Origin of the sequence: Maribacter sp. PR1 (genome assembly GCF_028464145.1) — a bacterium.
In the GTDB taxonomy this organism is placed as follows: Bacteria; Bacteroidota; Bacteroidia; order Flavobacteriales; family Flavobacteriaceae; genus Maribacter.
In genome coordinates, this window is record NZ_JAQPCG010000007.1 from 269630 (window position 1) to 284923 (window position 15294).

Below are 15294 nucleotides of genomic sequence, written 5' to 3' on the forward strand. Positions count from 1 at the left end.
TAATTGTTGAGGGCTTTTTTATTTAAACAAATCCTTAAGGATAAAGCTAAATAAAAGATTACTATTTGATCTTTCCACAAGCACTTTTACCCGCTTGCCTTCCTTTTCATTTAGCATTTCCATAATCTCTTGAATTTTATATCTGTGTATCCGTTTTCCATTAACGGCTAGTATAACATCGCCCTCCTTTAGCCCTGCAGAATGTGCAGGACTGCCAGCCCGAATACCTGAAACAATAATCTCCGGCACCAAACTTAATCTGGTAGCACCTTCTAACAATATCTGTACGTTTCCGTAGGACCTATCACTTTTTTGCACAACTCCATTAAAACTTGCTATTCTTTCCGAAACATACCTCACACCAGCATGCTGTAAATCTATCCCACTAACATTATAATGAAAAGGCCTTTTAAAATTTGAATTTTTCCTCAGACTAATTTTACCATTTGGATAGTCAAAGACAATATTAAACCTTTTCAAGATTTCACCCCCTAAACTACCATTCCTGTTTCCTAAATCTTTAATTGTATTAAAGGTCAACATGTCCGGAAAAGCTGCCTTGGCATCTGAGAAATCATAGTCGCCAATTTTAATACTTTCAATTTTTGTCCTCTTACCATAAATATCACCGGCCAAACCCTTACCCAAGTAATCATCATAATTCTTTTCAGGTAATTTAATTCTTTCATCCTCGAAAAGCCATACCGCATCGCTACTACCCGTATCTAAAAGCATTTTTACATCGATATCCTCTTCTCCTTTAAGCGAAATACTGGCGTCCAAGTAAGCCTTTCTATTAATTATTTCCATATCAAAGGTTTCATACTTTTTTCCAATCTTGGGTCCTATTGACTGCGGGTTATAAAATTTGATAGTCTTAGAAGAATAATTAATATCAACAATAAAGTCCCTAAATAGGTCATAACCAATGATACCGTGTATTGGAACACCCAAACTCGGGGAAAAATTTATTCCTGCATCCATGACAACATATAGTTTCTGAGAGAAATTTTGAATATTTCCCAATTTGAAGAAGTTGCCTTGAGAGCTTAAAGCACTAATAGGTTCCCCTTCCCCTAAACCATTAATGGTTATTTCAGATACATTCTTTAATTCAATAGAATCCTGATTGGCAAGATTGAATAAAATTGGAGTGCTTACCCCGGAATCCATAACAAAAGATAGTTCCGTTCCATTAACCTCAATGGGTATAACCATCAAATTATTAATAAGTTCGAACCTAATCTTTTCAAACTTCTGACCTTCTTGCAAAGAGTATCCCTGGGCAACACCAAAAAATGGTAGCACTAGGAGAGAAAGAATAAAAAATTGAAACAATCTATTTAACATATTCGTTTCCAATTGATTGACCATCTTCAAGGTACGATTTTTTTTTATGCCATCATATATTTTAACATTCGTTTGCAAACCGTAAATAAAAGGCTCAGGTATTGTAGAATCGCTAATGATTTATCACTTTTGCGTAAAAGTATACCTATATGCCATCTATTTCCATTAAAGGGCGCACAATGCCCCAATCTCCTATTAGAAAGTTGGTTCCTTATGCCGAAAATGCCAAGAAGAACGGCGCCAAAGTAATTCATTTGAATATCGGCCAACCCGACATAAAAACACCTCAAATTGCACTGGATGCAGTTAAAAATAACCAGCTTGCCGTACTGGAGTATAGCAGAACGGAAGGATCGGAAGGTTATAGGGAAAAAATAGCCGAATATTATAAAAGGAATAATATTCATGTTCAGGCAGATGATATCATCGTCACCACAGGGGGTTCAGAAGCGCTTTCTTTTGCCTTGGGAACCATCGCAGATACAGATGATGAAATTATAATCCCGGAACCTTTTTACGCTAATTATAATGGATTTGCCACAGCTAGTGGAATAAAAGTGGTACCCGTTGTATCTAAAATAGAGAACAACTTTGCCTTGCCACCAATAGAAGACTTTGAGAAATTGATTACCCCAAAAACCAAGGCTATTCTCATTTGCAATCCTGGTAACCCAACAGGTTATCTATACAGTAAGGAGGAAATTCAAAAATTGGCCAAGATTGTTCTTAAATACGACTTGTTTTTAATTGCTGACGAGGTTTACCGGGAATTTGTTTATGATAACAGGGAACACTACTCTATTCTTCAGGAAGAAGTTCTAAGTAACAATGGAATCATTGTAGATTCTGTCTCTAAAAGGTATAGTATGTGTGGTGCCAGAATTGGATTTTTGGTCTCCAAAAACAAGGAAGTAATTTCAACTGCGATTAAATTCGCCCAAGCTAGACTTTCTCCACCCACTTATGCTCAAATAGCCAGTGAGGCGGCATTGGAAACCCCACAAAGTTATTTTGAGGAGGTAAAGACCGAATACGTTGCCCGACGCAATCTCCTGATTTCTGAATTGGAAAAGCTGGAAGGCGTCAAAGTTGCAAAACCGCAGGGTGCATTTTATTGCATTGCCGAACTTCCGATTACAGATGCTGATGACTTTGCACAATGGCTCCTGGAAGATTTTAGGGTTAATAATGAAACGGTAATGGTAGCCCCGGCTGCAGGGTTCTATGCTACAGAGGGATTAGGAAAAAATCAAATCAGGATTGCCTATGTACTTGACCAACCTACTTTGAAAAGGGCTGTTCATATTTTGGGAGAGGCCTTAAAAACCTATATCGGTTGATGGAAATTCACAAGAATTTTTCATTGAAGGAATTCAACACCTTTGGAATTGACGCCAAGGCAAAATTCTTTGTACAGGTAAATTCGATAGAGGAGCTCCAAGAAATACTGGGTAATGATTCTTATCCTGTCCAATTTATTTTGGGAGGAGGAAGCAATATGCTCCTAACAAGTGATATAGATGCATTGGTTATCCATATAGATTTAAGGGGAATTGAGATAATCAGCCAAAATGAGGATACCGTAGAAATTAGAGTAATGGCGGGTGAAAACTGGCACCAAATGATACTATGGACATTGGAACATAATTTTGGAGGGCTAGAAAATATGTCTTTGATACCAGGTAATACAGGAACTGCCCCCATTCAGAATATTGGAGCGTATGGTGTGGAACTAAAGGACGTTTTTGTAATCTGTGAAGCTGTTCGCAGGTCGGACCAAGAACTTGTTTATTTCACTAAGGAAGAATGCCGATTTGGCTATAGGGACTCCTTCTTTAAAAATGCTGGTAAAAACAAATATGTTATCACTTCTGTAAATCTAAAGCTTTCCAAAAGAAATCATAATATCAACACAAGTTATGGGGCAATCAACGAAGAATTACAGAAAAATAACATTGCCGAACCAAATATCAAAAATGTTTCTGAGGCTGTCATAGCAATTAGAAAAAGAAAATTACCAAACCCTAAGGAATTGGGGAACAGTGGGAGCTTTTTTAAAAATCCAATCATCACTAAGGAAAAATTTGAAACCTTTATAAAAAACCACCCAATAGCTCCATTTTACAAAATTTCGGAAAAAGAATATAAGATTCCAGCAGGTTGGCTAATTGAACAAAGTGGTTACAAAGGCATACGTTTTGGAGATGCAGGTGTTCATAAAAAACAGGCTTTGGTTTTGGTCAATTATGGTAATGCAACAGGCTCAGAAATATTGGATTTGGCTTATAGAATAATAAAGGATGTAGAGTCAGATTTCGGAATTACCATACAACCCGAAGTAAACTTAATAAAATAACCCCCAGAATTAATTCCGGGGGTTATACCAAACCAAACTAACCAAAAACTAAGTGGGCAGTTACCAGCTGCACACTTAAAACATATATATTTTTAGATAACGCCGCCTTAACAATCAATTTTATAATTTAGCGTTTATGGATATACGGAACAACAAACCACTTTGGATCTTTAAAAGCAAAATAAATTAAGGTCCTAATATCGCTATGAGCGCACTACTTGAAAAACATATTGTTGAACTCTTACAGGAAAGGAATGACAAGGCCATTTCCCTTCTTTATGATAATTACGGGGATACACTTCTAGGTGTTGCCAATAAGGTTCTTAGAAACGAAGAACTTGCACAAGATGTACTGCAGGAAAGTTTTGTTAAAATTTGGAAAAAAGCGGACTCTTACGACCCTTCTAAAGCCAAGTTGTTTACCTGGCTTTTTCGAATTACAAGAAATACCGCAATCGACAAATTACGAAGTATAAACACAAAAACGGATAAGGAAATCCAAATCGACGTTTCAGACGTATATAATTTAGGTGTTGAAAGTACAAGACCGGAGTTCATGGATGTTCAAGAACATCTGGATAAGATTGAGGATAAATATCAAATCGTTTTAGATGCGCTATTTTTCCAGGGAATGACCCAACAGGAAGCAAGTGATGAGTTGGATATTCCACTAGGAACAATCAAATCAAGATTAAAAATTGGACTAAGGGAACTAAGAAAGGTTTACGGACCGGCAGTACTTTTGTTGCTACTAAATCTAATAGTATGAAAGATAAAATTAAAAAGTTCTTGGAAACTGATTTGTTAGAGAGCTATCTACTCGGTACCACTACGGAAATGGAGGCATTAAAAGTGGAGCAGTATATTGCTATGTATCCAGAGGTTAGGGAGGCCTATAATGAGTTACAGGAAAGTTTAGAGGTATATGCAAAGCTACATGCGATTAAATCTCCTGAAGGATTAAAAGAAAAGATTAGTGCTCGAATTAAATCTGAACGTATCGGCAGGAAAAAGTTTTTTAGGTTTGCAATTGCCGCAAGTATTGTCGCCTTTATTTTCGCAGGTTCCTCTTATTTCTATTGGGATCAGAATCAGAATTTACAGGAAGAAAATTCAGTGGTTAGCAATAAGATAAAGTTGTTGGAAGCTGATATGAGGCAGCAATTGGAGGATGTACGAAACCAATTTATCGTCCTAAACAATCCTAGCACCAAAAAATATAATGTAAACGGAAACAAGAAGGCCAAGGAACTTAAGGCCGTAGCCTACATAAATCCTGTAAAAAAGCTTTCGTATATCAATGTGAGTAAATTACCGAATCTTCCCGAAGACCAATGTTTTCAAATGTGGGCCGAGGTTAATGGGGAAATGTTGAATTTAGGTATAATTCAAGAGGCAGGCGATAGCGAAAAACTTTTGGCACTTCCTTATGCAGAAAATGCGGTCGGTTATATAACAATAGAGCCAAAAGGGGGTAATCAAAACCCTACAGTTGACAATATAGTTGCGAATATCGCCTATTAATTTCAAATGATAAAGTAGTCTTAAAGCCCCAATTTGGGGCTTTATTTTTTTACCTTTGTATCAATCATTAAGATGTAATAGCGCGAGATTTATCATGGTTATACAATGATGGTTTAGAACCAATTGCATATTACCTATTAAAAAACTAAAAATTAATAGATGAAACTTATTTTACTCACTGTTGGACTTTTGGCATTGGCATTCTCTGGAATAGCTATAAAAATATGGGCTAAAAAAGACGGAAAGTTCGCAGGTACCTGCGCTAGTCAAAGTCCATATTTGAATAAGGATGGGCAAGCATGTGGTATGTGCGGTAAACTACCAGAAGAACAGGATTGTAAAAAAGAAATTAGCTCATAGAAATACTCTAATTAAAACTTACCCCCAATATTGACCGAAGACGTACATGAAATTATCAACAGGGCCAAGGAAGGTAATCAAATAGCGTTTAGCAGATTACTGGATAGGTTTTGGAATGATGTTTATGGTTTTCAGCTAAAACGTACGGAAAACGAAAATGATGCCGAGGATATTACCATCCAGACATTTTCCAAGGCCTTCGACAAAATAAACACCTACGATAACAGATTTGCCTTTAAAACGTGGTTAATCACTATTTCCAAGAATATTCACATCGATTTAGTTCGAAAAAGGAAAAAAAGCCTTTTGGACTCGAGGAGAAATGAAGACGCAATTAAAAGTGTTTATGATGAATCCCTGACTATGGAAGACCAACTGATACAGGAGCAGAATTTGGCTGATCTCTTACGTGATATTAAAAGTCTTAAACCTCATTACCAAGAAGTAATAAATCTTAGGTATTTTAACGAACTTAGTTATGCAGATATTGCGGAAAAGTTAAACGAACCGATCAACAACATCAAGGTGAAAATTTTAAGGGCGAAAAAATTGCTTTCGGAAGTTATTCGAAATAGAAGATAGTTCCATAAAATTAAGCATAATCACCAAAGTTCAAGAATTAACCAGTCCCAATTGTCCATTAAATTAAACACCTTTAACTTCGTATATTTGTAAAAAAATAGGTATGTCAGTAGTCATAAAAGAAAATAACGCACCTCCAAAAGGAAAACCAAAATGGTTAAGGGTTAAACTGCCTACAGGTAAGAAATACACGCAGTTACGTAGTTTGGTCGACAAATATGATTTGCATACGATTTGTACCTCTGGAAGTTGTCCCAATATGGGAGAATGTTGGGGAGAGGGAACGGCTACCTTTATGATTCTTGGAAATATCTGTACAAGATCCTGTGGCTTTTGCGGTGTAAAAACTGGGAGGCCGGAAAATGTGGATTGGGCCGAACCGGAGAAGGTTGCACGTTCCATCAAAATCATGGGTATTAAACATGCCGTAATCACATCTGTAGACCGGGATGACCTTAAGGATATGGGTTCCATCATTTGGGCCGAAACTGTAAAGGCCATTAGACGAATGAATCCAAACACTACATTGGAAACCTTAATACCTGATTTTCAAGGAATTGAAAAACACTTGGACCGCATTATTGAAGTTTCACCAGAAGTTGTTTCCCATAATATGGAAACGGTAAAAAGGCTGACAAGAGAGGTTAGAATACAGGCAAAATATGAGCGTAGTCTGGAAGTCCTAAAATACCTAAGAGCTAATGGTGTTAATAGAACCAAATCTGGTATCATGCTCGGATTGGGTGAATTTGAGGAAGAGGTTATTCACACCATGCAAGATCTAAGGGAAGCCAATGTCGATGTAGTTACTATTGGTCAGTATTTGCAACCTTCAAAAAAACATTTACCTGTTAAGGAGTTCATTACCCCGGACCAATTTAAAAAATATGAAGAAATTGGACTTGAAATGGGATTTAGGCATGTGGAGAGTGGAGCTTTAGTCAGATCTTCCTATAAGGCCCATAAACACATCGATTAATTCATTTCCAATAAAGAATCACTTATCGGTCAGGTTCAAATTAAAAATCAAAACCTATGAAAAAAATAAAAATAGGTATCAATGGTTTTGGTAGAATAGGAAGGACCTTATTCCGATTAATACAAAACCATCCTCATTTAGAGGTCGTAGCTGTAAATGACCTTGCCGATACAAAAACATTGGCTCATTTATTAAAATATGATAGCATCCATGGTGTTTATAATGGCAAAGTAGATTATGACATCAACCATATAATTGTAGATGGTAAGGGTGTGCTTCTTTTCAATATTCAAGACCCAAAGAATTTAAATTGGTCGTCCTTCGGAATAGATGTAGTAGTTGAATGCACTGGGAAATTTAAAACAAAAGAGACGCTTGAATACCATTTAAAAAACGGTGCAAAAAAAGTGATACTCTCCGTACCACCAATAGACCCGGACATTAAGATGATTGTGTATGGAATCAACGAATCCATACTGGAAAAAGAAGATAATATAATTTCCAATGCATCTTGTACTACGAACAACGCGGCGCCAATGATCAAGGTCATTAAAGATCTTTGTGGAATTGAACAAGCCTATATTACTACGGTCCATTCATATACTTCAGATCAAAGCCTTCATGACCAACCTCACAAGGACCTTAGACGAGCGAGAGCAGCCGGTCAATCCATAGTTCCAACGACTACGGGAGCGGCAAAAGCATTAACGAGCATATTCCCAGAGTTGGAAAATGTCATTGGAGGTTGCGGTATTCGCGTACCTGTACCCAATGGCTCTTTGACAGATATTACTTTCAATGTAGGAAGAAATACCACCATTAAGGAAATTAATGATACTTTTGAAAGAGCGTCTAAAAACGAACTAAAAAACATTCTTTTTTATACGGAAGATCCAATAGTATCTATAGATATAAACAATAGTTATTATTCTTGTACGTTTGATTCTTTAATGACTTCAGTAATAGGACGAATGGTGAAGATTATTGGTTGGTATGATAATGAGACAGGATATAGTAGTAGAATCATTGATTTGATAAACTTAATGGCATTCAAAAAATATATTTGAGAAAAATTCAACTCCATATAAATGTATTAAATCTTACCCTGCTGTTTCTATGTCTTTTAGTGGGTTGCTCCCTTCATGCCCAGGATTCCGTGCCGGTCAGGGATATGGATCCTTATTTTGATGAAGCCCGAAAGCTAAGAAATCAAAATAAGATAGATTTGGCACTGCAAACCTTGGACAAGGCTGCCGAGAAGGCGGAAGAGGGCGAAGATTTGAAAGGGTTGATAGACTGCTACCATGAATTGGCCCTTTTATATCTAAAACTGGACAAAGAAAGTGATACCCAGTTTTATTGGGACCGTGCAAGTGTATTACTTAAAGATACGGCATATCCTTACGGAGATGCAATCCATAAATATATCGAAGCCATACTGCTATACGAGGCCGATCAGAGTTTTCAATCACTATTTATGCTTAATGAGGCAAAGCAATTGAATAACGATCGGAATTTTTTCAACAATATTCTCCTGACCGAGGCTATGGTTTACATGAAACTGGAGAAGTACGAGAGTGCGGCAAAAAACCTTAATTCCTTGGTCGTAAATACGGATATTTATGAGAAAGATTATCTATCAACAAGGGCTTATTTAGGGTTGGCCGACCTCAATTATAGAACTGAAAATTATGAAGAAAGTTCCAAAAATGGAGAGCAAGCCCTAGAACTGGCCAATGCAAATGGTTTCTTTTTGGAAATAAGGAAAGCCAATGATTTGTTATCCAAGGTGTACAGTGAGATGGGATCGTATCAGAAGGCATGGACAAACAGTCAAAACCTATTAAAAATCCAAGATTCCCTATTTACGATTGACAAGGTTAAAGTTGAAGCAAAAACTGCAGATAAAATTAGGGACGATTATAAGACAGAGTTGATTGCAAGACAGGATGATACCATCGAAGAATTGAAGGAATCCCAAAACCGTTCGGAGTTAACCGCGATATTAACCTCTGCGTTTCTGATTATTATATCACTTTTGGCGGTATCGCTTTACCGAAATAATCAGATAAAATTAAAAACCAATGACCTTCTTCAGACAAAGAACCGAGAACTACAAGTGGCCAGGGATGGAGCTGTACAGGCTATGGAGGCTAAAACAAACTTTCTTTCTACCGTTAGTCATGAGCTAAGAACACCTTTGTATGCGGTTACTGGACTAACCCATTTACTATTGGAGGAAAACCCATCTGAACATCAGAAAGAGCATTTAAAGGCCTTAAAATTCTCTGGAGACTACTTATTAAACTTCATCAATGATATCCTACATATCAATAAAATTGACGCGAATAAGCTGGAGCCGCTAAACATGGAATTCAACCTTAAAAAGGTCATTAACGAAGTAATGGATTCCCTGCAACAGAGCGCCAAAGAGAATAAGACAAAATTGTTACTGGACTACGATAATGATATTCCAAGCCATTTAATGAGCGACCCCTTAAAACTATCACAGGTTTTTATGAACCTTATTGGCAATGCCATAAAGTTTACAAGAGGAGGAATCGTTGAAGTTATTTGTAAACTGAAAGAGAAAAACGGAGAGGACGTAACCATTTATTTTGAAGTCAAGGATAACGGAATAGGGATTTCAAAAGAAAAACAACAAAGTATTTTTGATGGATTTGAGCAAGGTTCCATTCAAATTAATAGGGAATACGGGGGTACCGGACTAGGACTTACCATCGTTAAAAGTTTACTTGGGTTATTCGGTAGTAAAATTGAACTCAAAAGTAATTTGAATGAGGGTAGTTCCTTCATGTTCGATATCGACATGAAGAGTAAGGATGACATTGTAGATGACATAGACTTCGAAATAACCCAAGGTGAATACGATTTTAAAGGTCTGCATATCATGATTGTCGAGGACAACAAAATCAATCAGGTAATTACCAAAAAAATGCTAAACAAGAAGGAAATTACGTGTGATATCGCCAGTAACGGTGAAGAAGCGGTAACTCTTGCAGGGGAAAATGAGTACGATGCCATTTTAATGGATATACATATGCCAGGTATCAGTGGTGAGGAAGCTACAATACAAATTAGGAAATTTGATCAGCAAACGCCTATAATTGCCTTAACCGCAATATCTTTGGACGATAGTTTAGAAAGTTTTTATGCTGCGGGCTGCAATGATGTCGTTACTAAACCTTTTAAACCAGAAATATTTTATCAGAAAATCGGGGAAAATATCTTTGATAAGAAAGCTAAGTCTTCGCTTTCATAAAAGTGTTAAGTTCCTCACCAATCATATACTCCCCATCGCTCAAAAAGGCATGTTTTACAGGTAAATAAAAAAGATTGGATAACTTGTTGCACAATCTTACATAGTCTTTTTCAGTTGTAATTATTAATTCCCTTGTTTTCAATTCATCGATTTCCTTTTCCGAAAAGAAGTGATGATCATTAAAGGCTAAATGCTCCATAGGAAATCCTTTTTCCTTTAAATACTTTACTAAAGGTTCAGGATTGGCTATTCCTGTAACAAGGGTTAATCTTCTACCGGCAAACTCGCTAAGCTTTATTGACTCCTTATCGTTTTTGACCAACTCATCATATTCAAAAAAAGTAAAGAGTACTCTTTGATTTTTTCTGGATTTTAACTTAGCTATTATGTTCTTTTGTTCTTCGTTACTTAACAGCGGGGAACATTTGGTTACAACAATTAAGTCCGCTCGTTTCGCGGCGTATTTACTATCCCTCAAGTCCCCTGTTGGCAAATACCAATCATCAACATATAGATTTCCGTAAGAAGTCAACAGAATAGAAAACCCAGGATTTACTTTTCTGTGTTGAAAAGCATCATCCAATAAAATCAAGTCAGGATGAACTCTTTTAACCAACTGCCGTATACCCTCCCTCCTATCCGCATCAACGGCTACGGTGATATTTTTGAATTTTCTATAAATTTGATATGGTTCATCTCCAAGTTGTTCCACGGAAGCATTATCGTTGGCCAGCACAAAACCAGAGGATTTTCTCTTATATCCCCTACTCAAAACGGCAATTTTATACTTGGGTTGTAATAGTTTGATAAGAAACTCGGTCATTGGAGTTTTCCCGGTTCCACCTACACTTAAGTTCCCAATGCAAATAGTGGGCACGTCAAATTCTTTTGATTCCAATATACCCCTATCGTAAAGCGAATTGCGTATATAAACTATAAGTCCGTAAACTAGTGAAAATGGAAATAGAAGTTTTCTCAACAGTTGCATCAGAACGAAATTATAATATTTTATCTTTGAAAACCTTATAATTTATTGAAAATGACGGTTAATACGGTTACCCAAATTTTAGAAGAACTGGCGCCCTTGGACCATGCCGAGGACTTTGACAATGTCGGCCTTCTTTTAGGCGACGGCGAAATGGAGGTTCAAGGTATACTAGTGACTTTGGATACCTTAGAGTGTGTTGTGGATGAAGCCATTGAAAACAACTGCAATCTAATTGTTAGTTTTCACCCCATAATTTTTAGCGGTCTAAAAAAAATTACGGGTAAAAATTATGTAGAGCGAACCATTTTAAAAGCAATACAGAACAACATAGCCATCTACGCCCCACATACAGCACTTGACAATTCCTCGAAGGGCGTAAATGCCAAAATCTGTGAGGTTTTGGGGGTTTCAAATACGAGGATATTAATCCCTAAGGGGGGTACAATAAGAAAATTAATTACTTATGTTCCATTGGCAGATTCCGAAACACTTAAGCAAAGACTTTTTGAAGCGGGCGCAGGGAATATTGGTAATTATAGTAATTGTAGTTTCACCCTAGAAGGCATGGGCAGTTATAAAGGAGATGAAAACAGTAACCCTACTATCGGAAAAAAAGGGGAAACGCATTACGAACAGGAGATGATGATTTCTGTTACCTATCTAAAATCATTGGAAGGAAAGGTCTTGAGGTCATTGATGGAGAACCATCCTTATGAAGAAGTTGCCTATGAAATCTATTCTCTGGAAAATACAAATCAGGATATTGGAATGGGAATGATTGGGGAATTGGATGAACCGGTTCAAGAACAGGCATTTCTAGAACACTTAAAAAAAGTCATGAACGCTAAAATCGTAAGACACTCCGAACTCAGGAATAAACCCGTAAAAAGTGTTGCCGTTTTAGGAGGTAGTGGGGCCTTTGCCATAGGAGCTGCAAAGGCTTCAGGAGCTGATGTTTTCGTCACTGCAGATGTAAAATATCATCAGTTTTATGAAGCTGAAAATAAAATGGTAATTGCGGATATTGGACACTTTGAAACTGAGCAGTTTACAAAAAACCTTTTAGTTGATTATCTTACGAAAAAAATTCCTAATTTTGCAATCCGTTTATCGGAAAGTATAACAAATCCTATCAAGTATTTTTAAATATGGCAAAAAAAGAAGATTCATCTGTTGAAGCAAAGTTAAGGGCGTTGTATGACCTTCAATTAATTGATTCCAGAGTAGATGAAATTAGAAATGTACGTGGAGAACTACCTTTGGAAGTTGAAGATTTAGAAGATGATGTGCTTGGCCTTAAAACCAGACTGGATAAACTTAAGACCGATTTGGAAACTATCAATTACGAAATAGGTGCCAAGAAAAATCTTATTGAAGAAGCCAAAGCTTTAATCAAGAAATATACCGAGCAGCAAAAAAATGTTAGGAACAGTAGGGAGTTTAACTCTATTAGTAAGGAACTTGAATTTCAAGAATTAGAAATTCAATTGGCCGAAAAGAACATAAAGGAATTTAAGGCTCAAATAGAACAGAAAAAAGAGGTTATTGCCGAAACCAAAGAACGTTTAAGTGAGCGCGAAACACACCTTAAACATAAAAAAGGAGAATTGGATGCCATCCTGGCCGAAACCGAAAAAGAGGAAAAGGCACTTTTGGATGAGTCCATGAAATATCAGGATAAAATTGAAGAGAGGCTGGTAAAGGCATATGCTCGAATTAGAAACAACGTTAAAAACGGACTGGCCGTAGTTCCTATTGAAAGAGGTGCTTCTGGAGGTTCCTTCTTTACAATTCCTCCTCAAGTGCAGGTAGAAATAGCATCTAGAAAAAAAATTATTACAGACGAACATAGTGGGAGAATTCTAGTTGACCCTACCCTTGCGGATGAAGAACAAGAAAAAATGGAAAAACTATTCGCTAAGATATAAGCGAATATCAAAATTATACTAAAGGCCATCTGTTGAAAGATGGCCTTTTTTTGTTTATATTATTCTCTATGAAAATAGAAGGTATACTTTTACTAATACTCCTTTGCATGGCCACAAAAACCCTAAAATCCCAAAATTTGGATGACTTTCAATGGAAAAACCGGATACTAGTACTTGCAGATACTGATGCAAATCAAAAGGAACTCAAAACCGCGTACCATCTCCTAAAAACTCATAAGAAAGAATGGAAGGAAAGAGAGGTAATCGTTTTATTCTTTTATGATGAAAGGCTATTTAATGCAAATCAAGAAACAGTGGGTTATAATTCAAATCTTCCAAAAAACTTTAAGGGTTATTTGCTTATAGGAAAAGACGGCAGTATAAAAATGAGAGAAGCATATCCCCTTGAACCAAAAAAAATATTTGACCGTATAGATGGTATGCCTATGAGAAGAGCTGAAATACGGGCCAATACTAATTAATGATTGGATTCCTCTAATGCCCTCAAAATTTTGTTTTCTACCTCCTCACTATCCCATTTTTCGGAAATGTTGGGAATTGCCATAATTTCTTTCATGATTTTTTCCTGAAAATCACCAATAGCTAAAGCCTCCGCATAAGGTTTGTCGGAGAAGGTTACCCTGCTATAGGCAGGAATCCACTTCTCTGGATGGTGCGAAGAAAATCGCTTCTCGATCTTCTTTTGTAACAAGAACATTGGGTCTGCGGTTTTACTGCTCATTTCAATAAAATTACGATAGCTTAATTCCGCTATGGCATCCGCATTGGGTTTGCGTTGTTTTTGATAAATTTTAAAAATTGCCCCCCAATCATCCCCTTGTTCTTTAATTATCTGATCAAGTACATAAATGTCCTCAAAACCAGCATTCATTCCTTGCCCATAAAAAGGAACGATAGCATGTGCAGAATCGCCCACCAAAGCGACTTTGTCCCAATAGGTCCATGGATAACATTTCATGGTAACCATGGCACTCGTTGGGTTCTTAAAAAAATCATGGGTTAGGTTTTCAATATCTTTTTTCACATTGGGAAAGTAAGTACTGAAAAAATGAACGGCATCCGCTTTGGTTTTAATACTCTCAAAGGACACTTCACCTTCAAATGGCATAAATAAAGTACAGGTAAAACTACCGTCAAGATTGGGCATGGCAATGAACATAAACTTGCCCCTAGGCCAAATATGAAAAGAATTACTATTCAATTTATGGGTACCATCCTCGTTGGGAGGTATAGTTAATTCCTTATAACCGACATCGATAAAGTCTTGGGAATAATCAAACCGACTTCTTCGCTGCATTTTATGACGAACCCTTGAAAACGCTCCATCACAACCAAAGACCAAATCAAAGTCGTAAGCCTTCCACTCCCCTTTTTCAGATTCCCCCGTAAATACTTGGGCTCTGGGTAAATCGATATCCCAGACCTTTTCCTCAAATCTAAATTCCACACCAGCACTCTCGGCCAAGTCAATCATTCTTTTATTGAGTACACCTCTAGAAATGGACCATATTGCCTCTCCTTCCTTACCATATTTCTGATAATACTCTGGTTTTCCAATCACATGCATGGCTCTCTTATCCAAGGGAATACCTATTTTTCTAATTTCCTCGGCAACACCAACTTCCTCCAAAGCTTTCCATCCTCTATTGCTCATCGCCAAATTTATAGACCTTCCTGAGAATTCTACTTCCCTAATATCCGGTCTTCTATCAAAAACAGTAAGGGTATGCCCATACCTCCTAAGATATATGGCCAATAGTGAACCTACTAGGCCTGAGCCAATAATTGCAATGTTTTGTTTGGTGTGGATCATATAGGGAAAACTAAATTTATAATCGTTCTGGATAAAAGTTACCTAAACATGTTTTAGTTTAAAATTAACTTTTATTGTTTAAGTATTATTTAATTTTATTAGACAATATG

General features: G+C 36.9%; 15 protein-coding genes. 12 read left to right on the top strand and 3 right to left on the bottom strand.

Annotated elements, in window-relative coordinates; all coding sequences use genetic code 11:
* Positions 1–18: 18 nt before the first annotated feature.
* Positions 19–1374 (bottom strand): aspartyl protease family protein, encoded by a 1356-nt coding sequence (locus PP182_RS15760; RefSeq protein ID WP_272652326.1) that lies wholly within the window; start codon positions 1372–1374, stop codon positions 19–21.
* Between the two features lie 125 nt (positions 1375–1499).
* On the opposite strand from PP182_RS15760, the gene PP182_RS15765 reads away from it, so the two are divergent.
* The 9 genes from PP182_RS15765 to PP182_RS15805 all read left to right on the top strand — a co-directional run bounded on the left by PP182_RS15765 (position 1500) and on the right by PP182_RS15805 (position 10434).
* Entirely contained in the window at positions 1500–2690 is a 1191-nt protein-coding gene (locus PP182_RS15765; RefSeq protein ID WP_272652222.1) for a pyridoxal phosphate-dependent aminotransferase, read from the top strand.
* Complete coding sequence (gene murB, locus PP182_RS15770; protein ID WP_272652223.1) at positions 2690–3706, top strand: UDP-N-acetylmuramate dehydrogenase; 1017 nt, start codon at positions 2690–2692, stop codon at positions 3704–3706. The genes PP182_RS15765 and murB overlap by 1 nt, the downstream gene beginning before the upstream one ends.
* A 205-nt stretch (positions 3707–3911) precedes the next feature.
* Positions 3912–4475, top strand: a complete 564-nt coding sequence (locus PP182_RS15775; RefSeq protein WP_272652224.1) for an RNA polymerase sigma factor — start codon at positions 3912–3914, stop codon at positions 4473–4475.
* On the top strand, positions 4472–5230 hold the full coding sequence (locus PP182_RS15780; RefSeq protein ID WP_272652225.1) for an anti-sigma factor: 759 nt from the start codon (positions 4472–4474) through the stop codon (positions 5228–5230). The genes PP182_RS15775 and PP182_RS15780 overlap by 4 nt, the downstream gene beginning before the upstream one ends.
* Before the next feature lie 159 nt (positions 5231–5389).
* On the top strand, positions 5390–5590 hold the full coding sequence (locus PP182_RS15785; RefSeq protein WP_272652226.1) for a membrane or secreted protein: 201 nt from the start codon (positions 5390–5392) through the stop codon (positions 5588–5590).
* A 30-nt stretch (positions 5591–5620) separates the two neighbouring features.
* On the top strand, positions 5621–6172 hold the full coding sequence (locus PP182_RS15790; protein WP_272652227.1) for an RNA polymerase sigma factor: 552 nt from the start codon (positions 5621–5623) through the stop codon (positions 6170–6172).
* Between the two features lie 103 nt (positions 6173–6275).
* Positions 6276–7151: a lipoyl synthase gene (gene lipA, locus PP182_RS15795; protein WP_272652228.1), complete on the top strand. Its 876-nt coding sequence runs from the start codon at positions 6276–6278 to the stop codon at positions 7149–7151.
* Between the two features lie 56 nt (positions 7152–7207).
* On the top strand, positions 7208–8218 hold the full coding sequence (gene gap, locus PP182_RS15800; RefSeq protein ID WP_272652229.1) for a type I glyceraldehyde-3-phosphate dehydrogenase: 1011 nt from the start codon (positions 7208–7210) through the stop codon (positions 8216–8218).
* Positions 8215–10434, top strand: a complete 2220-nt coding sequence (locus PP182_RS15805) for a hybrid sensor histidine kinase/response regulator (protein WP_272652230.1) — start codon at positions 8215–8217, stop codon at positions 10432–10434. Before gap ends, PP182_RS15805 begins: the two co-directional genes overlap by 4 nt.
* On the opposite strand, the gene lpxK is transcribed toward PP182_RS15805, so the two are convergent.
* Complete coding sequence (lpxK, locus tag PP182_RS15810; RefSeq protein WP_272652231.1) at positions 10415–11422, bottom strand: tetraacyldisaccharide 4'-kinase; 1008 nt, start codon at positions 11420–11422, stop codon at positions 10415–10417. The two genes, PP182_RS15805 and lpxK, sit on opposite strands and share 20 nt — an antisense overlap.
* A gap of 51 nt (positions 11423–11473) precedes the next feature.
* Here lpxK and PP182_RS15815 point away from each other — a divergent pair, with 51 nt between their 5' ends.
* From PP182_RS15815 to PP182_RS15825, 3 genes are all read left to right on the top strand, one after another.
* Positions 11474–12568, top strand: a complete 1095-nt coding sequence (locus tag PP182_RS15815) for a Nif3-like dinuclear metal center hexameric protein (protein WP_272652232.1) — start codon at positions 11474–11476, stop codon at positions 12566–12568.
* Between the two features lie 2 nt (positions 12569–12570).
* On the top strand, positions 12571–13350 hold the full coding sequence (locus PP182_RS15820) for a zinc ribbon domain-containing protein (RefSeq protein WP_272652233.1): 780 nt from the start codon (positions 12571–12573) through the stop codon (positions 13348–13350).
* A 107-nt stretch (positions 13351–13457) separates the two neighbouring features.
* The gene (locus PP182_RS15825; protein ID WP_272652234.1) at positions 13458–13832 is read left to right on the top strand and encodes a DUF4174 domain-containing protein; all 375 of its coding nucleotides are present in this window, start codon (positions 13458–13460) and stop codon (positions 13830–13832) included.
* Here PP182_RS15825 and PP182_RS15830 read toward each other — a convergent pair.
* Complete coding sequence (locus PP182_RS15830; RefSeq protein ID WP_272652235.1) at positions 13829–15184, bottom strand: FAD-dependent oxidoreductase; 1356 nt, start codon at positions 15182–15184, stop codon at positions 13829–13831. The genes PP182_RS15825 and PP182_RS15830 overlap by 4 nt on opposite strands.
* Between the last annotated feature and the right edge of the window lie 110 nt (positions 15185–15294).